Here is a 23,658-nt window from a genome sequence, read left to right on the forward strand (position 1 = left end):
AACACGACATGGGGGTGGTGATGCGGCTCGCGGACGCGGTGACCGTGCTCGACTTCGGCCGCCTGATCGCGGACGGCGCCCCCGGCGACGTACAGAGCGATCCGGCGGTCGTACGCGCGTACCTCGGCGAGAACCACGGCCAGATCCACGGCGAGGAGGGGACCGAGTGAGCACCTTCGCCGAACTCCTCCTCAACGGCGTCTCTCTGGGCTCTGTCTACGCACTCATCGCGCTCGGCTTCGTGGTCATCTTCCGGGCCACCGAGGTCGTCAACTTCGCGCACGCGTCACTGCTGCTGGCCGGCGGATACGTGACCGCGACCCTCCACGACGACATCGGCTTCTGGCCCGCCCTGCTCGCCGGGATCGCGGGCGCCGCACTGGTCGGGGCTGCCGTGGAGTTCCTGGTGATGCGCCGCTACCGGGGCGCCGACCACAGTGTCCTCGCCATCGTCACGATCGGCGTGGACATCCTGCTCACCACCGAGCTGACCCGCCGCATCGGTACGGATGTCCTGGCGCTCGGCGACCCCTGGGGGGACGCCGTGCTCACGGTCGGGCCGATCTCGCTCGCCCACACCCGCATCGCCGCCTTCGTCGCCGCGGCCCTGCTCATCACCGCCTTCCTGCTCGCCTTCCGGTACACCACCTGGGGCGTCGCGATGCGCGCGGCGGCCGAGAGCGCGGAGACGGCGGCGCTGATGGGCGTGCGGCTGGGCAGGGTCTCGCTCGGTGCCTGGGCCGTCGCGGGCGGCCTCGCGGCCGTCGCGGCGCTCTTCCTGACCGTCTTCCCGACACCCGGCCTGGAGAGAGCCACCTCGCTCGCCGCCCTCAAGGCCTTTCCCGCCGCCATCCTCGGTGGCCTCGACTCCACCACCGGCGCGCTTGTCGGCGGTCTGCTCGTGGGCGTCACCGAGTCCCTGGCCACCGGCTACCAGAGCGATCTGACCTTCCTGGGACGGGGGTTGGGCGATCTGGCCCCCTATCTCGTCATGACCGCGATCCTGCTCATCCGGCCCGCGGGGCTGTTCGGTACGAAGGAGCTCGCCCGTGTCTGAGGTCCTGGCCACTCCCGGCGAGGCGAGCGGCACGCCCCGGCCCACCCGCCGCCGGCCCGCCTGGCTCACCCGCACCCGTACGTACGTCTGGGCCGCCTGTGCCGTGCTCCTGCTCGCCCTGCCGTTCTACCTGGACCGCTTCTGGCTCCAGGCCGGTCTCTTCGCGATGGCCGCCGCGATCGGCGCGATCGGGATCAACCTCCTCACCGGTTCCACGGGGCAGCTCTCCTTGGGCCACGCCTTCTTCCTCGCCGTCGGCGCCTACGGCTACTGCGTGTTCGCCGCGGACGGAGGCGGGGGCGACGGTCTGACCGGTCTCGGGCTGCCGACCTGGATCGCAGCCGTGCTCGCCGTGCTGGTCGCCGGCGTGGCGGGTGGCCTCTTCAGCCCGATCGCGGGTCGGCTGCAGGGCGCGTACCTCGGAATAGCGACGCTGGCACTGATCTTCATCGGCCAGCACGTGCTGTTCAACGCCCGCGACCTCACCGGCGGCTTCAACGGCCGCGACGTACCGCCCCTGAGTCTGTTCGGCCTCACATTCGACGACCGCGAACTCGTCGTGGCCGACGTGCCGTTCGGGTCCGCGGAGAAGCTCTGGTACGCGGGACTCGTGCTGCTCCTCGGCTGCGCGCTGTTCGCCCGCGGGGTGCTGCGCGGGCGCCCGGGACGGGCCATGAACGCGATCCGCGACCACCGTATCGCCGCCGGGGTCATCGGCGTGCCCGTCGCCCGCTACCGGGCCGCCGTCTTCGTACTGTCATCGATGTACGCGGGACTCGCGGGCGTCCTGCTCGCCCTGGTCTTCCAGCGAACGGTGCCGGACTACTTCGGTATCACCCTGTCGCTCGAATACCTCGCCATGATCGTCATCGGCGGGCTCGGTTCGGTGTCGGGGGCGGTGCTCGGGGCGGCCTTCGTGTCGCTGCTGCCGCAGCTGCTGACCCGCTACAGCGACGCGCTGCCCCTGGTCTCCGCCCCGGGCACGGGCGGGATCGCACCGGGCGAGGCATCCCGGTACCTCTACGGCGCCGCCGTCGTCGCGGTGGTGCTCTTCCTGCCCGGCGGCCTGGTCAGGGTGACCGCCGGGCACCGTGCACGGACCCATCCAGGGGAGGAACGATGAGGACGACATACGCGGCCAGGGCGGTCGCCGGCGCGCTCGCGGCGCTGCTCGTGCTGGCCGGGTGCAGCTCCAAGGCCCAGGACGACGACGGCGACAAGGGGGACGGCGCGGCCGCCGGCGAGGTGAAGACGGGCGACGGTATCTCCGGCAAGACCATCAAGCTGGGCGTCCTCACCGACATGACCGGTGTCTACGCCACCCTCGGCAAGAGCGTCACCCAGGCCCAGCAGCTCTATGTGAAGCAACTCAACGCCGACGGAGGCGTCTGCGGATACAAGGTCGCGCTCAGCATCCGCGACCACGGCTACGACCCGCAGAAGGCCGTCGCCGGGTACACGGAGCTGGAGCCGGACGTGCTCGGCTTCGCCCAGTTCATCGGCTCCCCGTTCGTCGCCGCCGTCAAGCAGCGCATCGACGGGCAGGACAAGGGACTGGTGCTGCCACAGGCGTGGTCGGCCTCGCTGCTCGGCAGCCCGTACATCCGGGTCATCGGATCCACGTACGACATCGAGACGATCAACGCCGTCGACTTCCTGATCAAGGAGAAGGGCATCAAGAAGGGCGACAGGATCGGCCACGTGTACTTCGAGGGGGACTACGGAGAGAGCGCGCTGGTCGGCTCGAAGCACATGGCGAAGGAGTCCGGGCTCGCCGTCGTCGAGCAGAAGATCAAGCCGACCGACAACGACATGACCGCGCAGGTCGCGGCCCTGAAGAAGGCCGACGTGAAGGCGGTCGTGATCAGCGCGGGCCCACGGCAGGCGGCCTCGCTCGTCGGCGTTGCCGCGGCCGGCGGTTTCGACGTCCCGATCATCGGTAACAACTCGGCCTTCGCCCCGCAGCTCCTCGCCACCCAGGCGGGTCCGGCCCTCATGAAGAACTACTACGTGGCGTCGCCCTCACTGCCCATCGGCGCGGACACCCCTGAGGCCAGGAAGCTCGTGGCCGACTACAAGGCCGCGTACCCGAAGGACGCGCTCGACAACGGCGTGGTCGCGGGCTGGACGGCCGCCTACGCCTTCGGAGAGGCCCTCAAAAAGGCCTGCGCGAGCAAGGACCTCACGCGCGCCGGCGTCGACAAGGCCCTCCTGACGATCGACTCCCTCGACACCGGCTTCGGCATCCCACAGGATTTCACCGACCCGAACGCTCCGTCCTCCAAGCAGAGCGTCATCCTCCAGCCGGACAAGAGCGTGACGGGCGGCATGAAGGTCGTACGGGACGCGGAGGCTTCGGAGGTGGCGGAGGCGTACGCGCCGGGCGCCTGAGGCTTGCCGTCCGGCCCGTCGTCCCGGCGTGTCGTGACCGGTACGTGAAAGAGGGCCCGAACCGGAAGGTTCGGGCCCTCTTTCACGTACGTACACAACGAGCTAAGGCAACTGCGCCGCCCGCGCCTCGCGCCGGTTGTCGCGGAAGTTGTTCACCCTCCGTGCCGTGGCGAAGAGGGGGATCACCGCGCCCGTGACCAGCTGGAGCGCGCAGCCCATCTGGAGGAGGAGCTGGCCGCCGGGGGCGTCGAAGGCCCAGGAGGTCAGCAGGCCCATGCTGAGCACGATCCAGGAGAGCACCGCCACCGCGAGGCGGCCCCGCGGCTTCGGGTACTCGACGCGGCTCACCATCAGCCAGGCCGTGCCCAGGATCGCCATGAGCGTGGCGACGAAGGGCAGCTCAAGGAGCACGATGGACACCACGGTCAGTGCGCCGAACGGTGACGGCATGCCCTGGAACGTGCCGTCCTTCACTGTCACGCACGAGAATCTGGCGAGTCGCAGTACGACCGCCAGCAGGACAACGATGGCCCCCACCGCCGCCACTCGCTGCTGTGCGTCGTCCGCGACCATGCCGTAGACGAGGACGAAGTACGCGGGTGCCAGACCGAAGCTGATCAGGTCCGAGAGGTTGTCGAGCTCCGCGCCCATGGGGGAGGAGCGCAGCTTGCGCGCCACCAGTCCGTCGAAGAGGTCGAAGACCGCCGCGCACAGCATCAGGATCACGGCCGTGGCCGCGCTGTTGCGGGCCATACCCGACTCCTGGCTGCCCGTGAGGTGCGGGATCAGGATGCCGGTGGTGGTGAAGTACACGGCCATGAAGCCGCAGGTGGCGTTACCGAGGGTGAGGGTGTCCGCTATTGAGAGGCGGAGAGAGAGGGGCATCTCCTCCTCTTCGTCCACCTCATCGGCCTCGGGCACCCAGCCGGTGCCGGCCTGAGCCTCTGGATCAATCACGGTCAATGCGAGTCACCCCAGCCACCGTCTTCTGACCGACCTCCACCGCGGCCTCGACGCCCTCGGGGAGGTAGATGTCGACACGCGAGCCGAAGCGGATCAGGCCGATCCGGTCTCCCTGCTCGACCTTCGTGCCCTGCGGAACGTACGGCACGATGCGTCGTGCGACCGCACCGGCGATCTGGATCATCTCGATGTCGCCGAGTTCGGTGTCGAAGTGCCAGACGACGCGCTCGTTGTTCTCGCTCTCCTTGTTGAACGCCGGAACGAAGCCGCCGGGGATGTGCTCGACCGACGTGACCGTGCCGGAGAGCGGGGCGCGGTTCACATGGACGTTCAGCGGGCTCATGAAGATCGCGACACGGGTGCGGCCGTCCTTCCACGGCATGATGCTCTGCACCACTCCGTCGGCAGGCGAGATGACCCGGCCCGAGGTGATCTCGCGCTCGGGGTCGCGGAAGAACCACAGCATGCCCGCCGCGAGCGCGGTGGCGGGTACGGCCACGGCCTTGGCGGCGCCGGACTTGCGCGCGCGTACCAGGCTGAGGGCTGCGGTGGCGACGGTCGGGACGAGCCACGGCGATGCTCCGCGCGCGAGGCGTGCGCCGACCAGGCTGTCGCGAGGTGCAGAGGTTGGGCTGTGGGGCATGGATGACCTTCGTAGCGGATGATGCCGCGCTGCAGGAGGGGGACGGCGGCTTCCTGGGATCGTACCGGTCGCGGGCCACAACTGGGCAAGCCAGGAAGCCGAGTCAACGGCCGAAGGGTGTTGACGGGGTGTGATGTTCACCTCGAGCAAAACACCCCAATCGGCACGTCTAACCCTGGAATCGATACTCTTCGAGCAGCCGGCGCCCGATGATCATTTTCTGGATCTCGGCGGTACCTTCGCCGATCAGCAGCATCGGAGCCTCACGGTAGAGGCGCTCGATCTCGTACTCCTTCGAGAAGCCGTAGCCGCCATGGATTCGGAACGCGTCCTCCACGACTTCCTTGCAGTATTCGGAGGCGAGGTACTTCGCCATCCCTGCCTCGAGGTCGTTTCGCTCCCCTGAGTCCTTTTTGCGAGCTGCGTTCACCATCATCGCATGAGCGGCCTCGACCTTGGTGGCCATCTCCGCCAGCTTGAACTGGATGGCCTGGTGCTGGGCGATCGCCTTGCCGAAAGTGTGACGCTGCTGGGCATAGGAGACACCGAGCTCGAACGCGCGCTGAGCGACGCCACAGCCACGCGCCGCCACATTCACGCGGCCGACCTCGACCCCGTCCATCATTTGGTAAAAGCCGCGGCCGGTGACTCCGCCGAGCACGCGATTGGCCGGAATGCGCAGGCCATCCATGATCAGCTCGGTGGTGTCGACGCCCTTGTAGCCCATCTTGTCGATCTTCCCGGGGATGGTCAGTCCGGGCCGGACCTCACCGAAGCCGGGCTCCTTCTCGACCAGGAAGGTCGTCATCGACTTGTGGGGCTTGGCGGCTGCCTCTTCAGGGGAGTGTCCTTCGTCACTCTTCACGAGAACGGCCACCAGCGTCGACGTGCCGCCGTTCGTCAGCCACATCTTCTGGCCGTTCAGGACGTACTCCTCGCCGTCCTTCACCGCCTTCGACGTGATCGCCGACACGTCCGAGCCGAGCGCCGGCTCCGACATGGAGAACGCGCCGCGGATCTCGCCCGCCGCCATCCGCGGAAGGAAGTACTCCTTCTGCTCCTCGGTGCCGTGCTGCTTGAGCATGTACGCCACGATGAAGTGCGTGTTGATGATGCCGGAGACCGACATCCAGCCGCGCGCGATCTCCTCCACGCACAGCGCGTAGGTGAGGAGCGACTCACCCAGGCCCCCGTACTCCTCGGGGATCATCAGCCCGAAGAGGCCCAACTCCTTGAGGCCGTCGACGATCTGCTGCGGGTACTCGTCGCGGTGCTCCAGCTCGGTCGCGACCGGGATGATCTCCTTGTCCACGAAGTCCCGGACGGTGGACAGGATCTCCTGCTGGATGTCGGTCAGACCGGCGGTCTGGGCGAGTCGCGCCATGGCTACTTCTCCTGCTCCTTGAGCTGGGGCCGGCCGGGCTGCTCGCCGCCGCGCTCCTTGATGTACGTCTCGGTGGGGACCATCACCTTGCGACGGAACACGCAGACCAGCGTGCCGTCCTGCTTGTAGCCCTTGGTCTCGACGTAAACGATTCCGCGGTCGTTCTTCGACTTGGAGGGCGTCTTGTCGAGGACGGTCGTCTCGCCGTAGATCGTGTCGCCGTGGAAGGTCGGCGCGACGTGGCGCAGCGACTCGATCTCCAGGTTGGCGATCGCCTTGCCGGACACGTCGGGGACCGACATGCCGAGCAGGAGCGAGTAGATGTAGTTCCCCACGACGACGTTCTTCCCGAAGTCCGTCGTGTTCTCCGCATAGTTGGCGTCCATGTGGAGCGGGTGGTGGTTCATCGTCAGGAGACAGAAGAGGTGGTCGTCGTACTCCGTGACCGTCTTTCCGGGCCAGTGCTTGTAGACGTCCCCGACGGTGAACTCTTCGTAGGTGCGGCCGAACTGCATGGTGTCTTACGCCTCCGGGGCCTCGAACTTGGACGTACGGGTCATGCCGGCCGCCCGGCCCTTGCCCGAGATGACGAGCGCCATCTTGCGGCTGGCCTCGTCGATCATCTCGTCACCGATCATCGCGGAGCCCTTCTTGCCGCCCGCCTCGGACGTGTAGTACTCGTACGCGTCCAGAATCAGCTCGGCGTGGTCGAAGTCCTCCTGGGACGGCGAGAAGATCTCGTTGGACGCCTCGACCTGGCCCGGGTGCAGCACCCACTTGCCGTCGAAGCCGAGCGCGGCGGCTCGCTGCGCGACCTCGCGGTAACCGTCGACGTTACGGATCTGCAGGTAGGGGCCGTCGATCGCCTGGAGGTTGTTGGCGCGGGCGGCCATCAGGATCTTCATCAGGATGTAGTGGTAGGCGTCCGCCGGGTAGCCGGGCGGCTGCTCGCCCACGACCAGCGACTTCATGTTGATCGATGCCATGAAGTCGGCCGGGCCGAAGATGATCGTCTCGACGCGGGGGGACGCCTGGGCGATCTCGTTGACGTTGTTGAGACCCTGGGCGTTCTCGATCTGCGCCTCGATACCGATCTTGCCGACCTCGAAGCCCATCGTCTTCTCGATCTGGGTGAGGAGGAGGTCCAGGGCCACCACCTGCTGGGCGTCCTGGACCTTCGGCAGCATGATGCAGTCGAGGTTGGGACCCGCCCCCTCGACCACCGTCACGACATCGCGGTACGTCCACTCCGTCGTCCAGTCGTTGACGCGCACGACCCGCGTCTTGCCCGTCCAGTCGCCCTCGTTGAGGAACTTGACGATGGTGTGCCGCGCCTCGGGCTTGGCGAGCGGCGCGCACGCGTCCTCCAGGTCGAGGAAGACCTGGTCGGCGGGGAGGCCCTGGGCCTTCTCCAGGAAGCGGGGGTTGCTTCCCGGCACTGCGAGGCAGGAGCGCCGCGGACGCAGGCGGTTGACCTGGGGAGCAGGGCTGGTCATGCGGGGACCTCCAGGGGGTCGAGCTTGTTCGCTTTGCGGATCTCGTCGACGATGCGGCCGATGATTCCGGTGATGTCGAAATCCTTCGGGGTGAAGACGGCGGCGACTCCGGCGGCCCTCAGCTGTTCGGCGTCTCCGTTCGGGATGATGCCACCTGCGATCACCGGGATGTCTGTGGCTCCTGCCACACGCAGCCGCTCCAGGACGTCCGGCACCAACTGGGCGTGCGAGCCGGACAGGATGGACAGGCCGACCGCGTGTACGTCCTCCGCGACGGCAGCGTCCACGATCTCCTCGGGCGTGAGCCGGATGCCCTGGTAGACCACCTCGAATCCGGCGTCGCGGGCCCGTACGGCGATCTGCTCGGCGCCGTTGGAGTGCCCGTCCAGGCCCGGCTTGCCCACCAGGAAGCGGAGCTTGCCGACGCCGAGGTCACGGGCGGTCAGATCCACCTGCCGGCGCACGAGCGCGAGCGCGGTGCCTGCCTCGGCCGCCACGGCGACCGGCGCCGACGAGACCCCCGTGGGCGCCCGGAACTCGCCGAACACCTCGCGCAGGGCCCCGGACCACTCGCCGGTGGTGACCCCCGCACGGGCGCACTCCAGCGTGGCTTCCATCAGGTTGCCGGTCCCGGCCGCTGTCTCCTTGAGCTGCTCCAGCGACGCTTCCGCGCGGCCGTGGTCGCGCGCGTCACGCCACTCACCCAGGGCCCGTACGACGCGCTCCTCGACCGTCGGGTCGGCTGTATGGATCGCGGTGTCCAGGTCGGCCGTCAGCGGGTTCGGCTCGGTCGTCTCGAAGATGTTGACGCCGACGATCTTCTCCTGACCGGACTCGATACGGGCCCTGCGCTCGGCATGCGAGGAGACGAGCTGCGACTTCAGGTAGCCCGACTCGACGGCCGCCATCGCGCCGCCCATCTCCTGGATGCGGTCGATCTCGGCGAGCGACTCCTCGACCAGGGCGGCCACCTTGGCCTCGATGACGTGTGAGCCCTCGAAGATGTCCTCGTACTCGAGCAGGTCGCTCTCGTACGCGAGTACCTGCTGCATGCGCAGCGACCACTGCTGGTCCCAGGGGCGGGGGAGACCCAACGCCTCGTTCCAGGCGGGAAGTTGCACGGCACGCGCGCGTGCGTCCTTCGAGAGGGTCACAGCCAGCATCTCGAGCACGATCCGCTGGACGTTGTTCTCCGGCTGGGCCTCCGTCAGGCCGAGGGAGTTGACCTGGACGCCGTACCGGAAACGCCGGTGCTTCGGGTTCTCGATCCCGTACCGCTCGCGCGTGATCCTGTCCCAGATGCGGCCGAACGCCCGCATCTTGCACATCTCCTCGATGAAGCGGACGCCCGCGTTCACGAAGAAGGAGATGCGCGCGACGACATCGCCCATGCGCTCCTGCGGCACCTGGCCGCTGTCGCGGACCGCGTCCAGTACCGCGATCGCCGTCGACATCGCGTACGCGATCTCCTGGACCGGAGTGGCTCCGGCCTCCTGGAGGTGGTAGCTGCAGATGTTGATCGGGTTCCACTTGGGGATGTGGGACACGGTGTACGCGATCATGTCCGTCGTCAGACGCAGACTCGGCACCGGCGGGAACACATGCGTGCCCCGCGACAGGTACTCCTTGACGATGTCGTTCTGCGTCGTCCCCTGGAGCTTGGTGATGTCCGCACCGTGCTCCTCCGCGACGACCTGGTAGAGCGCCAGCAGCCACATGGCGGTGGCGTTGATGGTCATCGAGGTGTTCATCTGCTCCAGGGGGATGTCCTGGAACAGCCGGCGCATGTCACCGACGTGCGAGACGGGGACACCGACCCGGCCGACCTCGCCGCGGGCGAGGATGTGGTCGGGGTCGTAGCCGGTCTGCGTCGGCAGGTCGAACGCGACCGAGAGGCCGGTCTGGCCCTTGGCGAGGTTGCGCCGGTACAGCTCGTTGGACGCCTCGGCCGTGGAGTGACCGGCGTAGGTCCGCATGAGCCAAGGCCGGGCTGTTTCTTTTTGCGCCTGCGGCGCGGGCGGAGCGCCCTGCGCCGCAGGCGCTGTCTTTCGCGGCTCTGTCATGTCACACGTTCCGGAAGCGGTTGATGGCGTCGATGTGCTGCGCGCGCTTCTCCTGGTCGCGCACGCCGAGCCCTTCGCGGGGCGCCAGTGCCAGCACGCCCACCTTGCCCTGGTGGAGGTTGCGGTGCACGTCGTACGCGGCCTGCCCGGTCTCCTCCAGGGAGTACACCTTGGAGAGCGTCGGGTGGATCTTGCCCTTCGCGATGAGCCGGTTGGCCTCCCAGGCCTCGCGGTAGTTGGCGAAGTGCGAGCCGATGATGCGCTTCAGGGACATCCACAGGTAGCGGTTGTCGTACTCGTGGTTGTAGCCCGAGGTCGAGGCGCAGGTGACGATCGTGCCGCCCTTGCGCGTGACGTAGACGCTTGCGCCGAAGGTCTCGCGGCCCGGGTGCTCGAAGACGATGTCGACGTCCTCACCGCCCGTCAGCTCACGGATGCGCTTGCCGAAGCGCTTCCACTCGCGCGGGTCCTGGTTGTGCTCGTCCTTCCAGAACTTGTAGTCCTCGGCGGTCCGGTCGATGATCGCCTCGGCGCCCATCGAACGGCAGATCTCCGCCTTCTGGGGCGAGGACACGACACAGATGGGGTTGGCGCCGCCCGCGAGCGCGAACTGCGTGGCGTACGAGCCGAGTCCACCGCTCGCGCCCCAGATGAGGACGTTGTCGCCCTGCTTCATGTCGGCGCCGTTGCGGGACACCAGCTGCCGGTACGCGGTGGAGTTGACCAGTCCGGGGGCGGCGGCCTCCTCCCAGCTGAGGTGATCCGGCTTCGGCATCAGCTGGTTGGACTTGACGAGGGCGATCTCTGCCAGCCCGCCGAAGTTCGTCTCGAAGCCCCAGATGCGCTGCTCGGGGTCGAGCATCGTGTCGTTGTGGCCGTCGGACGACTCCAGCTCGACCGACAGGCAGTGCGCGACGACCTCGTCACCGGGCTGCCAGGCGTTCACGCCGGGTCCGGTGCGCAGGACGACGCCCGCGAGGTCGGAGCCGATGATGTGGTACGGCAGGTCGTGGCGCTTGGTGAGCTCGCTGAGCCGGCCGTAGCGCTCCAGGAACCCGAAGGTCGACAGCGGCTCGAAGATCGAGGTCCACACCGAGTTGTAGTTGACCGAGGAGGCCATCACGGCCACCAGGGCCTCGCCGGGACCGAGTTCGGGCACCGGCACCTCGTCCAGGTGGATCGACTTGCGGGGATCCTTGTCGCGGGTGGTGAGCCCGGCGAACATCTCCGTCTCGTCCTTGTGCACGGTGATCGCGCGGTACGAGTCGGGCAGCGGCAGGGCGGCGAAGTCGGCGGACGTGGCGGTCTGCGACTGAATCGCGTCCAGGATTTCCTTCACGGTGTTGCCTCCGGCGAAGCGAGCGCTCGGGAGGAGCGCTTGAGGGTTACGTCGGGGTGGTTGCTGGTGTGAGGCGTGCCGTCGGTTCGGCGAAGGTGGTGTTCGGCAGCGCTTTGTGGCGCGGAAGGTTGCCTGTGACGCAGGCGTCCGGGCGCGCAGGCCATGAAGCTTGCGGGGACAGCCGGCGTACGAAAGTTCTCTGCACGCCGGCCGCCCGGACTACTCCAACGTATGGCACCGCGTGTCACGCCGCAAGGCACGCAGTGCCAACAATTTCTCTCAGATGCAATCTCGCCGTAACAGATGAGCGATGATCGATCAAAAGCGGCGCTGCGGGGGCGTTCGCGCCGCGGGGGAGGCGTCCTGGGGGCGTTCTGCTGACCGCGCCCGCCCGCTCGGTCAGCGGTTCTTCAGGGCCTGCTCGATCGTCTTCATCACTTCGTCGAGCGGCGCGTCTGTCCTGGCCACTGTGACCAGCACCTCGCCCTGTGAGGCGACCGAGGCCGCGGCTGAACGAGACGTGGTCTCACGCCCCGCCCCCATCCCCGCCCCGATTCCTGCCCCGAAGGTCTTCTGGACGATGGCGAACGCGTGGTCCAGCTGCGCCTCCACGTCACCCTGCCCGCCGGCCCGCAGCCATCGCCGCAGTACGTGGTTGTGCGCCGTGACCACGGCCGAGGCGGCGACCTCCGCGAGCAGCGGATCGTCGTTCGCGTCGTCGTCGTGCGCGTGCTCGTCGAAGTGCCCCAGCAGATAGCGCGTGAACAGCCGCTCGTACCGCGCCACGGACGCGATCTCCGCCTCCCGCAGCGTCGGCACCTCACGTGTGAGCTTGTAACGCGACACCGAGATCTCCGGCCGGGCCGCGTACATCTTCATGACTTCCTTGATGCCGCGGCACACGGTGTCGAGCGGATGCTCGTGCGCCGGCGCGGCATTCAGTACCGCCTCGGCCCGGATCAGCGTGTCGTCGTGATCGGGAAAGATCGCCTCTTCCTTGGAGCGGAAGTGCCGGAAGAAGGTGCGCCGGGCGACCCCGGCCGCCGCGGCGATCTCGTCGACGGTCGTCGCCTCGTAGCCCTTGGTCGCGAACAGTTCCATCGCCGCGGCCGCCAACTCCCGGCGCATCTTGAGCCGTTGAGCGGCGGCGCGGCTGCCCGCGGCACTCTCCGGAGCGTCGGGCGTGGCTGGCGTACGGGAGGACTTGACGGGCTGGGACATGCCCCGAACGTACTCCATCCGTGCGGCGGAGCGCTCAAGATCCGCTCTCCCCCCGACCGGGGCGGGGGGAGAGGCGTCGGCCGGGGCGAGCAGTCCGCCCCAGTCCGTGCGGTTCGTGAACCGGTCGCCGGGCCGCCGCTCAGCGCCGGGCATATTCGCGGAAGCCGCGGCCGGTCTTGCGGCCGAGGCAGCCCGCGGCCACCAGGTGCTCGAGGAGCGGCGCCGGGGCCAGGCCCGGGTCGCGGAACTCCCGGTGCAGGACCTTCTCGATGGCCAGCGAGACATCGAGACCGACCACGTCGAGGAGCTCGAAGGGGCCCATCGGGTAGCCGCCGCCGAGCTTCATCGCGGCGTCTATGTCGTCGAGCGAGGCGTAGTGCTCCTGGACCATCTTGATCGCGTTGTTCAGATACGGGAACAGCAGCGCGTTCACGATGAAGCCCGCGCGGTCGCCGCAGTCCACCGGGTGCTTCCTGATCTTTGTGCACAGCTCGCGGACCGTGGCGTGCACATCGTCCGCCGTCAGAACGGTCCGGACGACCTCGACCAGCTTCATCGCCGGGGCCGGGTTGAAGAAGTGCATGCCGATCACGTCCTGCGGGCGTGAGGTGGCACGGGCGCAGGCGACGACGGGCAGCGAGGAGGTCGTGGTGGCCAGGATCGCGCCCGGCTTGCAGACCTTGTCGAACACCGCGAACAGCTGCTGCTTGATCTCCAGGTCCTCGGCGACGGCCTCCAGCGCCAGATCGACCTCGGCGAAGGCGTCGTACGAACCCGCCGGAGTGATCCGCTCCAGCGTCTCGGCGGCGGCCTCGGCGGTCATCCGCCCCTTGTCGACAGAGCGCGAAAGCGACTTGCCGATACGAGCCTTGGCGGACTGCGCCTTCTCCTCGCTGCGCGCGGCGAGCACGACCTCGTACCCGGCCTTCGCGAAGACCTCGGCGATCCCGGACGCCATGGTGCCGGAGCCGGCGACGCCGACCGAGCGGACGGGGCGGCCAGGGGTTTCGGGGCCTGAGGCCGACGGCGTCAGGGCGTCCCGCACGACGGTTCCGCTGCCCGGGGCGTCGTACGTGTAGAAGCCGCGGCCCGACTTGCGGCCGGTCAGGCCCGCCTCGCTGAGCTGCCTGAGGATGGGCGCGGGCGCGTGCAGCCGGTCGTGCGAGGCGGCGTACATGGCCTCCAGGACCGTACGCGCGGTGTCGATCCCGATGAGGTCGAGCAGTTCGAGCGGGCCCATGGGCAGTCCGCAGCCCAGCTTCATCGCGGCGTCGATGTCCTCGCGGCTCGCGTACTTCGCCTCGTACATCGCGGCCGCCTGGTTGAGGTAGCCGAACAGCAGACCGTCGGCGACGAAGCCGGGGCGGTCGCCGACGGCGACGGGCTCCTTGCCGAGTTCGAGGGCGAGGTCCGTGACGGCGGCGACGGCGCCCGGCGAGGTCAGCACGGACGAGACGACCTCGACCAGCTTCATCGCGGGCGCCGGGTTGAAGAAGTGCAGCCCGAGAACGCGCTCGGGACGGGCCGAGTCGGCGGCGAGGCGGGTGACCGAGAGGGCGTTGGTGCCGGTCGCCAGGATCGTCTCCGGGCGCACGATGCCGTCGAGCTCACGGAAGATCTGCCGCTTGACCTCGTACGACTCCGGGGCCACCTCGATCACCAGGTCGGCGTCGGCCGCGGCGCGCAGATCGGTGGAGGTGTGGAAGCGGGCGAGGACCTTCTCGCGCTCCTGCTCGGTGAGCCGCTCGCGCTGCACTCCGCGGGCGGTCGAGGCCTCGAGCGCGGCGTGGGCCTGGGCGGCGGCGGACTCGCTGATGTCGATGCCGACGACCTCGCGGCCGGCCCGGGCGAGGACCTCGGCGATGCCGGTGCCCATCGTGCCGAGGCCGACCACGGCGACGGTCTTGAGCGGGGAGGGAGAGGTGTCGGGCAGGGGAGTGGCCATCACGGGACTCCAGGGATGAGTGACGACTGAGGGACGCATCCGGATACGCCGACAGGCGCACACAGTGCGGGAGTTGTTGCGGGTGTGGGGCCGGGCTACTGAAGCGCACACGCCCGGTGCCGTCCGCGGGCGAGACACACAAGCCCGCGAGGCGGTGAGATCGACCGGCCCTGTCCCGGAGCCATGTCGTACTGAGGTACCTGAAGTACCGAACCGACTGACACTCACGGCGGCTGCGTCACCAGGCCACCGCAAGCAGATGTACGAGTGGGTAACTCGCTCGATTGAGCTTAACTCGCGGGTAACGAGCGCGCCAGTGTGTGGAAGAGTCGCGATTATGTGACGTACGTCGCGGATAGGCTCGCGCCATGGACGAAGAGTTGCGGTCGCTCACTGGGCGCTTACGGCACGAGGCGGGGGCCGCGGCGGCGTTCGCCTACGAACGTCTTGTCTCGACCGGTGATCTCGATGAGCTGGCCGGTGTGCTCACCGCGTCCCAGCAGCCGCTGTGGGCACGGGAGTTGGCGGCGTTCCGGCTTGGGCTTGCCAGGGATCGGCGGGCCTTCGAGACGCTTGTTCTGCTGCTCAATCATCGCGATCCGCAGCGGTGCGCGTCCGCTGCGTATGCGCTGGCGCGGCTCGGGGATCCGCGTACCGCGCGTGCGGCGGCTGCTCTTGCCACCAATGAGCTGCGGGTTGCCTATGCGCTTCATCCGGTGCGGCTGTTGGTCGAGTTGCGTGCTCCTGAGGCCGTGCCTGCGCTGATCACCACGCTGGCACGGCGGTTTCGGCCGCATGATCCGTATCGTCGGGTGGCGCTTGCGTGTGTGGAGGGGCTGGGTGCGCTGGGCGACGAGCGCGCTCGCGCGGTTTTGAACGAGGCGCTTGCGCATCCTCCGCTTGCGCAGGCGGCGGCGGGGGCGCTCAAGCGGTTGCCGGTGCAGCGGGCTCCTCGATAGGAGGATCTGGAGTTGGCTTACTCGCCCACGACCGCGTACGCCTCGATCTCCATCAGGAACTCCGGGCGCACCAGACCTGCGACCTGCACGGCCGTGGACGCCGGGAGATGGTCGGGGGATATGCAGGCGTCGCGGGCCGCGCGGACGGCCGGTATGTGGGCCATGTCCGTGACGTAGTAGGTCAGTTTGATCACGTCGTCGAACGTCGCCCCGGCGGCGGCCAGGCAGCGGCGCAGGTTCTCGAAGACCTGGCGGGCCTGGGCCGCCGGGTCGTTCTCGCCGACGAGCTTGCCGTCCTCGTCCAGCGCCACCTGGCCCGAGATCGCCACGAAGCGGCCTGTGCCGATGACGACGTGGGAGTACGCGGCAGCGGGGGCGACCCCGTCGGGGGCGGGAATGCGGGTCAGTTCGGCCATGGATCAATCCTGCACCACGGCACTGACAACGCCCCCGACGGGCAGCCGCTGCTCACATGCCGAGGCTCAGCCGCGGAATCCCAGCATCCCGTGCAGCGTCGCGCCGCGCGAACTCGAGGCCTCCTGCGCGCTCAGCGGCTCGGGATCCGGCAGCGTCTCGCACACCGCGTCGGCCTCGCCGTCGCCGCGTGGCACCTTGCCGGTGGCCAGGTACGTCGCCAGGTGCTTGTCGAGGCAGGTGTTCCCGCCCAGCGTGATGCCGTGGTTCCCACCACCCTGCTCGACGACCAGGCTGGAGCCGCGCAGCAGGTGATGGACCGTGACACCGCCCTCGTACGGGGTGGCCGCGTCGTCGGTCGCCTGGAACAGCAGCGCCGGCGGCAACGAGTCGTTGGAGACGTCGACAGGGTCTAGCGAATCCGTCGGCCAGAACGCGCACGGCGCGTTGTACCAGGCGTTGTTCCAGGCCATGAACGGCGCCTTCTTGTGCACCTTCCAGTTGTCGTGGCGCCACTGGTTCCAGTCGCGGGGCCATGGCGCGTCACGGCACTCCACAGCGGCGTAGATGCTGTAGCCGTTGTCGCCCGCGGCGTCGATGGCGGCGAAGTTCTGGTACGCCTCGACCAGCGGGTCGTCGTTCTTGTCGTTCACGTACGCCGCGAACGCCTCGGCGAGATAAGGCCAGTAGCCGTTGTAGTAGCCGCCGGGGAGGAACGTGTCCTCCAACTCGGAAGCGCCCACCGTGTTGTCCGCGGGCTTCTTCGCCAGCGCCGCCCGCATCGCGTACCACTTGGCCTCGATCTTCGCCGGATCGGTGCCGAGCTTGTACGTCGCGTTGTACTTGGCGACCCACGCCATGAAGGCCTTGTGGCGGGTGTCGAAGGCGTAGTCCTGATCGATGTTGTCGTCGTACCAGACACCGGTGGGGTCGACGATGGAGTCGAGCACCAGGCGCCGTACGCGCTCCGGGTAGAGCTTCGCGTACACGGCGCCCAGATAGGTGCCGTACGAGTATCCGAAGTAGTTGATCTTCTTCGCGCCGAGCGCGTGCCGGATGGCGTCCATGTCACGGACCGCGCTCACCGTGTCGATGTACGGCAGCACGTCCGCGTACTTCTTGCCGCATGCCTCGGCGAAAGCCTTTGCCCGGGCGAGGTTGGCCTTTTCGAGGGCGCGGGTGCGCGGCACGGAGTCGGGGCGGACCGGCGCGAAGTGCCCCGGCTTGCAGTCCAGTGCGGGCTTGCTGGCGCCGACGCCGCGCGGGTCGAAGCCGATGACGTCGTACTGCGCCGCCACCTCCTTCGGCAGCGAGGAGGCGACGAACCCGGCGAGCGAGAGACCGCTGCCGCCGGGACCGCCCGGGTTCACAAGGAGCGGTCCCTGGTACGTCTTCGAGGTGTGCGGGACCCGCGACAGCGCGAGCGTGATGCTCTTGCCGTGCGGGTTCGAGTGGTTGAGCGGCACTTTGAGGGACGCGCACTGGAGCGTCGGATAGTCCTCGGTGCCGCACTTCTTCCAGGTGAGCTTTGCCGCGGGAGCGGACTGGTTGGAGCGCGGCGCGGTCGCGGCGCCCGCGTTCGCGTCGGCCGGGACCGCGGTCATCAACCCGGCCAGCACGGCGGCAGCACCGCACAGAGCGGTTGCTCTCTTCTTCATCAAGGCCTCCCAAGACGGAGGAATTTGAGCCGTGTACATCACGGCCCGCCCCGCATCGTCCCGGAAATGGCCCTCAGGAAGGACAGATTCTGCAAAGAGTTGACACTATTGGGCAGCGCGATGCCGCCGGATGCCGGGCAAAGGCGCTGGTCGGAGCAGGGAAACGGCGGTCAGAGCAGAGTGAGTTGAGTGGGGCCCGGTACGGCCGGCTCCGGCTCCGGTTCGGGGATTCGGCGCGGCATCCCCGCGCGCGTGGGGCCGATGCCGTACTCCTGGGCCAGTTCGTGGACCTGACGGGTGATCCGGCGCTGGTACCACTTCGGGGCGTACGCGCCCTCCGCGTACAGCCGCTCGTAACGGCGTACCAGATGCGGGTGATGGTGCTCCAGCCAGTTCATGAACCACTCGCGCGCGCCCGGCCGCAGATGCAGCACGAGCGGGGTCACCGAGGTCGCTCCGGAGGCCGCGATCGCCCGTACGGTGGCGCGCAGTTGAGAGGGGTGGTCGCTCAGGAAGGGGATCACGGGGGCCATCAGTACGCCGCAGCCGATGCCGTTCTCGTTGAGTGTGCGCACGACGTCCAGGCGGCGTTCCGGGGCGGGTGTGCCCGGCTCGACGGTCCGCCACAGCTGGTCGTCCGTGAAGCCCACGGAGACGGATATCCCGACCTCGGTGACGGCGGCGGCCTGCTTCAGGAGGTCGAGGTCGCGCAGGATCAGGGTGCCCTTCGTCAGGATCGAGAAGGGGTTCGCGTGGTCGCGCAGGGCGGCGATGATGCCGGGCATCAACTGGTAGCGGCCCTCGGCGCGTTGGTAGCAGTCCACGTTCGTGCCCATCGCTATGTGCTCGCCCTGCCAGCGCCGCGAGCCCAGCTGACGGCGCAGCAGCTCCGGTGCGTTCACCTTCACCACGATCTGGCTGTCGAAGCCGAGGCCCGTGTCGAGGTCCAGATAGCTGTGGGTCTTACGGGCGAAACAGTAGACACACGCGTGGGAGCAGCCGCGGTACGGGTTGACCGTCCACTCGAAGGGCATGCGTGAGGCTCCCGGCACCCGGTTCACGATCGACCGGGCCCGGATCTCGTGGAAGGTGATCCCGCGGAACTCCGGCGTGTCGAAGGTGCGGGTGGTCACCGCGTCCGCGCCGAACAGCGCGGGGTTCTCCGGCGGATTGCCGCCGGACTCCACTGTGAGGTTCTCCCAGCGCATGAGGCCTCCTCGGTAGCACTGAGCAGAGAATAGAACACTTGTTCCCTTGATCGTGCGACCCCAGGACGACCTGCGTGTCGGCCGCCCTTTCTGCACCCCTTGGGGGACCCCGATTTGGGCGACTCGGCCGCCTGGTGGTTGGCTGACCGCGAACCCCCGAGTTTCCAAGTGCTGGAGGAACGCAATGGCGCAGGTCGAGGCCACCACGGAGCGAGTTGTAGCGGCTCAGCCGGACGACGTTTTCGATGCCCTGGCCGACTACAGCGGCACGCGCGGGAAGATCCTGTCCGAGCACTTCAGCGAGTACGAGGTGCGCGAGGGCGGCGACGGCGAAGGCACCCTCGTCCACTGGAAACTCCAGGCCACCAGCAAGCGCATCCGTGACTGCCTGCTCGAGGTGACCGAGCCCACCGACGGCGAACTCGTCGAGAAGGACCGCAACTCCTCGATGGTCACCACCTGGCGGGTCACCCCGGCCGGCGAGGGCGCGGCCCGCGTCGTCGTCACCACCGTGTGGGACGGCGCCGGCGGCATCGGCGGCTTCTTCGAGAAGACCTTCGCACCCAAGGGCCTCGGCCGGATCTACGACACGGTGCTCGCGAAGCTCGCCGCCGAGGTCGAGAAGTAACCCAACAGGTCTCTGTGCAGGGCGCGTTCAACGCGCCCTGCATGGACGTGCTCTGAGATTCCCTCGTGCATCCGCTGTGAAGCACCGGGCAGTCACCTTCTCGGCCGTGAAGCGACCCAGCTCGTGCGCTCAGCCGTCCACGCCTCGTTGCGCTCCCGACTGCCCCCTACGACAGGGCGGTCACGGGTCGCATCCACCGCATGACGGCCGGACCGCCATGCGGTGCGGGACCGGTGACAGGGCCCCACGTCAGGAAAGTCCTGGCGACGTCGTGCCGGTCAACACCACGTACAACCGTCTCCCCGGCCAGGCCGGTTCGTGCCTTCAAGGGCTCACGGAACGACCGAGCCATCGTACCGGAGACGCTGCGGCACTACGCGCCGTTTTCGATGGCACGACCGTCGACGCCACCGACGCTCCCATCCTCCTCGCCAACTCGGTGGGCGGCTACATGCCGTCGTCCGTGGCGGACGCCGACGGGGTGGGCGGCGCCGGCATGAACCGCGGGGTCAGCAACGCCAAGCTGGCCCTCGCGGCGGGTTACGTCGTCGTGGAGCCGGGCGCGCGCGGCCGGACCCTCGTCGACTCGGACGGTACGTACTACGGCGTGGCGCCCGCCGCCATCGTGGACCTGAAGGCCGCCGTGAAGTACGTACGCGCCAACAAGGGCCGCATCCCGGGAAACACCGACCGCATCGTCTCCTCCGGAACCAGCGCAGGCGGCGCCCTGTCCGCCCTGCTCGGCGCGTCCGGCGACAGCCCGCTGTACGCCGCGTACCTCAAGGAGCTCGGCGCGGCCGACGCGAGCGACGCCATCTTCGCCAGCGGCGACTGGTGCCCCATCACCGACCTGGAGCACGCCGACATGGCGTACGAGTGGAACTGGGGCGCCAACAAGCTGAGTTCGGGAGAGCTCGTCGACCAGGCCGTCTCCAAGGAGCTGCGCTCCACGTTCGCCGACTACCAGGCCTCGCTGAAACTGCGGGCGAAGGGCTTCGGCACCCTCACGGCGCGTAATCTCGACGCGTATCTGGTGCGGACGTACCTCGATCCGTCGGCCACCAAGTACCTCAAGTCCCTGTCGGACGCGGACCGTTCGAGCTATCTGGCTGCGAACACGTTCATCACCTGGAAGAACAACCGGGCGACGTTCACGTGGAAGGACTTCCTCACGCACGTGGGGGCGCGGAAGAAGGACGCCCCGTCGTTCGACGCCTTCGACCTCTCCACCCCGGAGAACAACCTCTTCGGCAACGGCACCACCAAGGCCCGGCACTTCACGCTCTACAGCCTGCGTCACGACACCGGCAACGACAGCGCGCGGCTCGACAGCGACCTGCCCAAGAAGCTCGCCCTGATGAACCCGATGTACTTCATCCAGCAGCACAACCCGGGCCGCTCGAAGCACTGGTGGATCCGCGTCGGCACCAAGGACAGCGACACCTCGCTGTCGGTCGTCGGCAACCTCGCGGCGAGCCTGGAGAACCTGGGCGACGACGTCAACGCCGCCATGTACTGGGACGGCGGCCACGGAGCCAATGAGGACGCGGGCGACTTCATGAAGTGGATCGGCAGGGTGACGGGTTACACCAAGTAACCCATTACCGCGCCCACCGACATCGCGCCCGGTCGTGCCCCGTCGCGTACGCCGGAGCAATTCCCGGATTGCCACACATGGCAACCGTACGCACCCGTACCGTGGTTGCTTGGGGCGCAGATCTTGCGGACCGTGGGAAGAAGGGGCCTTGGCCATGGACCGTGGCACCGATGCGGGCACGGCTTCAGGCGGCGGAGCCGGGAACGGCGCAGTGGCGGAGAGCGTCGCGGCCGGCCGCATTCCGCTGGCCGTGGTCGTCGTCGACCGAGAGGGCCTGGTCTCCCACTGGAGCCGGGGCGCCCGGCGGCTGTTCGGGACCTCCAAGGAGGAGGCGGTGGGCCGCGCCGCCGTCGATCTGCTGCCCGTGTCCGGCGCCCTGCCGGAGAACGACGAGATCACGCCGTACGGGGCGTATACCGCGTACGACGGACTCGGCCCCGACCTCGAAGCGTCCCTCGACGGGCGGCTGTCCTACCCTGCGGCCGGCCGTGCGCGGCTCTCGGTGCCGGGCCGCGACCGGGCCGACGTCCTGTGGTGGGCGTATCCCTTGGTGGGCCCCGGCCAGGAGCGGCTGCTCGTGCTGGCGGCCGACGCGGACGGGGCACGCCGCGACGACGCCGATGACGCCGGCGACGGCGAGGAGAGTGCGGCCGTCGAGCGCATCGCGCCCGGCTTCGCGCTGCACACCGACTTCCCCGGCTCCCAGGACCTCGCCCGCCGGCTGCCCGAGATCCTGCCCAGCATGAGCGTCGGCGAGAGCGCCCGCATCGTCGGGCAGGTTCTCGAACTGGGCTATCCCGTCCTGGAGTTCAGCCAGAACGAACGGGTTCCCGTCACGCCCGACTGGGGTGTGCCACGACGGACCGAGCGCAAGGCGCGCCGGGAGCGTGCGGCTCGGGCGGCGGAGTCCGGTGAGCCCCTGCCCCCGGACTTCGAGGACGACGGCGAGGACCTCGAGTACGCCGCCGTGCGCGAGCGCCTGGAGTTCCTGAACGAGGTCAGCGGGCGCATCGGCAGCTCGCTGGACCTGTCCCGCACCATCGTCGAGGTCAGCAAGGCCGTGGTGCCGCGCTTCACCGACGTCGCCGGGACGTACCTGCGCGAACAGGTCGTCGCCGGTGAGGGCTTCCCCGACGGCGTGCCCGACACGACCACCATGTGGCACCGCGTCGCCGTGGAGCACACCGACGAGCCGGGCCGCTGGGACGATGTCGTACCGGTCGGCGAGGCCATGCCGTTCCCGGCGCACACGCCGTTCTTCCAGTGCATGACCACCGGCGAGCCCGTCCTCGTGCCGCGCATCAGCGAGCAGATGGGGCACATGATCGCCGCGCAGTTCGAGAAGCGCGACATCCGGCCCCTCATCACCGGCCGCTCCATGCTGGTCGTACCGCTCAAGGCCCGCCATGTGGTCCTCGGGTTCATGATCCTGCTGCGCCACCCCGAGCGCGTCGAGTTCAACGACATGGACCGGGTGACGGGTGCCGAACTGGCCGCCCGCGCCGGGCTCGTGCTCGACAACGCCCGCATGTACACGTACCAGGAGAATGTCGCCGAGACCCTCCAGGACAGCATGCTGCCGCACATCGCGCCCCGTATGTCGGGCTGCGACATCGCCACCCGCTATCTGCCGGGTACGTTGCTGGGGCGGGTCGGCGGCGACTGGTTCGACTCGGTGAAGCTGCCCGGCTCGCGGACCGCGCTCGTCGTCGGCGATGTGATGGGGCACGGGCTCAACTCGGCCGCGATGATGGGCCAGTTGCGCACCGCCGTACAGACCATGGCGGGCCTCGACCTGCCGCCCGCCCAACTCCTGCGCAACCTCGACGACTTGGCGCAGCGGCTCGGCGAGCACTACCTCGCGACCTGTCTGTACGCGGTGTACGACCCCATCGCGAGCGAGCTCCAGATCGCCAACGCGGGCCACATACCACCGGTGTTGGTCCGTGCCGAGGACGGCCGCAGCGATCTCCTCGACCTGCCGACTGGGGCGCCCATCGGGGTCGGCGGGGTGCCCTTCGAGACCGTACGGGTGCGGGTGTCGCCCGGCGACCGGCTGGTGATGTGCACGGATGGACTGGTGGAGGTGCGCGGCGAGGACATCGGGGTGGGGCTCGCCACGCTGTGTGAGTCCGCCGCGCATCCGGCGGCGTCGATGGACGATGCCTGCGACACCATCATTCGTGCCCTCGCCGAGACGTTTTCGAAAGCGGGGCGGGGCGGTCGTAAGGACGACGTGGCGCTGCTGATGGCTCGGCTCGGAGGCATCGAGCCTGAGGACGTCGCTACGTGGGGGCTCGTGGCTGAGCCGATCGAGGTGAGTCGTGCGCGGGACGTGGTTCGTGAACAGCTCCATGAATGGGGGCTCAACTCGCTTGCTGATCAAGCTGAGTTGATGGTCAGCGAGCTCGTCACCAATGCCGTACGGCATGCCCGGAGCCGGCGGATCGAGCTGCGGGTTGTTCGTGGGGACACGCTGCTGTGCGAGGTGGACGACGACGATCCCACGTTGCCGACAATGCTCAGCACGGGGCCGTATGACGAGTACGGGCGGGGGCTGCGGGTGGTCAGCCGGCTGGCGCGGGAGTGGGGGACCAGCCGCAGTGCCTCCGGTAAGACGGTGTGGTTCGAGATGACGCTGCCTCGTCGTTAGCCCCGGGGGCGCGCAGCGGCGTACGTGTGCCGAAGGAGT

The 23,658-nt window shown here is 68.6% G+C and carries 20 protein-coding genes; 8 read left to right on the forward strand and 12 right to left on the reverse strand.

Features of this window, described 5'->3' with window-relative positions:
* Positions 1-20 precede the first annotated feature (20 nt).
* The 4 genes from OP79_RS58505 to OP79_RS12520 are packed head-to-tail and all read left to right on the forward strand — an operon-like array spanning position 21 to position 3,448.
* Positions 21-170: an ABC transporter ATP-binding protein C-terminal domain-containing protein gene (locus OP79_RS58505; RefSeq protein WP_425428567.1), complete on the forward strand. Its 150-nt coding sequence runs from the start codon at positions 21-23 to the stop codon at positions 168-170.
* Complete coding sequence (locus OP79_RS12510) at positions 167-1,057, forward strand: branched-chain amino acid ABC transporter permease (RefSeq protein ID WP_033320195.1); 891 nt, start codon at positions 167-169, stop codon at positions 1,055-1,057. The genes OP79_RS58505 and OP79_RS12510 overlap by 4 nt, the downstream gene beginning before the upstream one ends.
* Entirely contained in the window at positions 1,050-2,180 is a 1,131-nt protein-coding gene (locus tag OP79_RS12515) for a branched-chain amino acid ABC transporter permease (protein WP_033320196.1), read from the forward strand. Before OP79_RS12510 ends, OP79_RS12515 begins: the two co-directional genes overlap by 8 nt.
* Positions 2,177-3,448, forward strand: a complete 1,272-nt coding sequence (locus OP79_RS12520; protein WP_033320197.1) for an ABC transporter substrate-binding protein — start codon at positions 2,177-2,179, stop codon at positions 3,446-3,448. Before OP79_RS12515 ends, OP79_RS12520 begins: the two co-directional genes overlap by 4 nt.
* Positions 3,449-3,550: 102 nt before the next feature.
* Here the strand turns inward: OP79_RS12520 and pssA are convergent, their stop codons facing one another.
* From pssA to OP79_RS12565, 9 genes are all read right to left on the reverse strand, one after another.
* Positions 3,551-4,369 (reverse strand): CDP-diacylglycerol--serine O-phosphatidyltransferase, encoded by an 819-nt coding sequence (gene pssA / locus OP79_RS12525; protein WP_033320198.1) that lies wholly within the window; start codon positions 4,367-4,369, stop codon positions 3,551-3,553.
* 28 nt (positions 4,370-4,397) lie between these two features.
* Positions 4,398-5,054, reverse strand: coding sequence for a phosphatidylserine decarboxylase (locus OP79_RS12530; RefSeq protein ID WP_033320199.1), 657 nt, complete (start codon positions 5,052-5,054; stop codon positions 4,398-4,400).
* Between the two features lie 169 nt (positions 5,055-5,223).
* Positions 5,224-6,438, reverse strand: coding sequence for an acyl-CoA dehydrogenase family protein (locus OP79_RS12535; RefSeq protein ID WP_033320200.1), 1,215 nt, complete (start codon positions 6,436-6,438; stop codon positions 5,224-5,226).
* Between the two features lie 2 nt (positions 6,439-6,440).
* On the reverse strand, positions 6,441-6,953 hold the full coding sequence (locus tag OP79_RS12540) for a MaoC family dehydratase (RefSeq protein ID WP_033320201.1): 513 nt from the start codon (positions 6,951-6,953) through the stop codon (positions 6,441-6,443).
* A gap of 6 nt (positions 6,954-6,959) precedes the next feature.
* Positions 6,960-7,934, reverse strand: coding sequence for an HpcH/HpaI aldolase/citrate lyase family protein (locus tag OP79_RS12545; protein ID WP_033320202.1), 975 nt, complete (start codon positions 7,932-7,934; stop codon positions 6,960-6,962).
* Positions 7,931-9,997, reverse strand: a complete 2,067-nt coding sequence (locus OP79_RS12550; protein ID WP_051744598.1) for a protein meaA — start codon at positions 9,995-9,997, stop codon at positions 7,931-7,933. The genes OP79_RS12545 and OP79_RS12550 overlap by 4 nt, the downstream gene beginning before the upstream one ends.
* A 1-nt stretch (position 9,998) precedes the next feature.
* The gene (gene ccrA, locus OP79_RS12555) at positions 9,999-11,336 is read right to left on the reverse strand and encodes a crotonyl-CoA carboxylase/reductase (RefSeq protein WP_033320204.1); all 1,338 of its coding nucleotides are present in this window, start codon (positions 11,334-11,336) and stop codon (positions 9,999-10,001) included.
* 399 nt (positions 11,337-11,735) lie between these two features.
* Positions 11,736-12,557, reverse strand: coding sequence for a TetR family transcriptional regulator (locus tag OP79_RS12560; RefSeq protein WP_033320325.1), 822 nt, complete (start codon positions 12,555-12,557; stop codon positions 11,736-11,738).
* A gap of 139 nt (positions 12,558-12,696) precedes the next feature.
* Positions 12,697-14,502, reverse strand: a complete 1,806-nt coding sequence (locus tag OP79_RS12565) for a 3-hydroxyacyl-CoA dehydrogenase family protein (protein WP_033320205.1) — start codon at positions 14,500-14,502, stop codon at positions 12,697-12,699.
* Between the two features lie 368 nt (positions 14,503-14,870).
* On the opposite strand from OP79_RS12565, the gene OP79_RS51570 reads away from it, so the two are divergent.
* Complete coding sequence (locus OP79_RS51570) at positions 14,871-15,461, forward strand: adenylosuccinate lyase (protein ID WP_078491760.1); 591 nt, start codon at positions 14,871-14,873, stop codon at positions 15,459-15,461.
* 17 nt (positions 15,462-15,478) lie between these two features.
* On the opposite strand, the gene OP79_RS12575 is transcribed toward OP79_RS51570, so the two are convergent.
* The 3 genes from OP79_RS12575 to OP79_RS12585 all read right to left on the reverse strand — a co-directional run bounded on the left by OP79_RS12575 (position 15,479) and on the right by OP79_RS12585 (position 18,741).
* Positions 15,479-15,877 carry a RidA family protein gene (locus OP79_RS12575; RefSeq protein WP_033320207.1) on the reverse strand — a complete coding sequence of 133 codons (399 nt, stop codon included), beginning with the start codon at positions 15,875-15,877 and terminating at the stop codon, positions 15,479-15,481.
* A gap of 66 nt (positions 15,878-15,943) precedes the next feature.
* Positions 15,944-17,533 carry an alpha/beta hydrolase gene (locus OP79_RS12580; RefSeq protein ID WP_033320208.1) on the reverse strand — a complete coding sequence of 530 codons (1,590 nt, stop codon included), beginning with the start codon at positions 17,531-17,533 and terminating at the stop codon, positions 15,944-15,946.
* Between the two features lie 170 nt (positions 17,534-17,703).
* Positions 17,704-18,741, reverse strand: coding sequence for an Rv2578c family radical SAM protein (locus OP79_RS12585; protein WP_033320209.1), 1,038 nt, complete (start codon positions 18,739-18,741; stop codon positions 17,704-17,706).
* Between the two features lie 184 nt (positions 18,742-18,925).
* Here OP79_RS12585 and OP79_RS12590 point away from each other — a divergent pair, with 184 nt between their 5' ends.
* The 3 genes from OP79_RS12590 (at position 18,926) to OP79_RS12600 (ending at position 23,619) form a co-directional block, all read left to right on the forward strand.
* Positions 18,926-19,369 (forward strand): SRPBCC family protein, encoded by a 444-nt coding sequence (locus tag OP79_RS12590; protein WP_033320210.1) that lies wholly within the window; start codon positions 18,926-18,928, stop codon positions 19,367-19,369.
* 271 nt (positions 19,370-19,640) lie between these two features.
* Positions 19,641-20,966, forward strand: a complete 1,326-nt coding sequence (locus tag OP79_RS12595) for a subtype B tannase (RefSeq protein WP_245685298.1) — start codon at positions 19,641-19,643, stop codon at positions 20,964-20,966.
* Positions 20,967-21,120: 154 nt separating this feature from the next.
* Complete coding sequence (locus tag OP79_RS12600) at positions 21,121-23,619, forward strand: ATP-binding SpoIIE family protein phosphatase (RefSeq protein ID WP_033320211.1); 2,499 nt, start codon at positions 21,121-21,123, stop codon at positions 23,617-23,619.
* The last annotated feature ends 39 nt before the right edge of the window (positions 23,620-23,658 follow it).

It is taken from the genome of Streptomyces yerevanensis (genome assembly GCF_000716805.1).
In the GTDB taxonomy this organism is placed as follows: domain Bacteria; phylum Actinomycetota; class Actinomycetes; order Streptomycetales; family Streptomycetaceae; genus Streptomyces; species Streptomyces flaveus.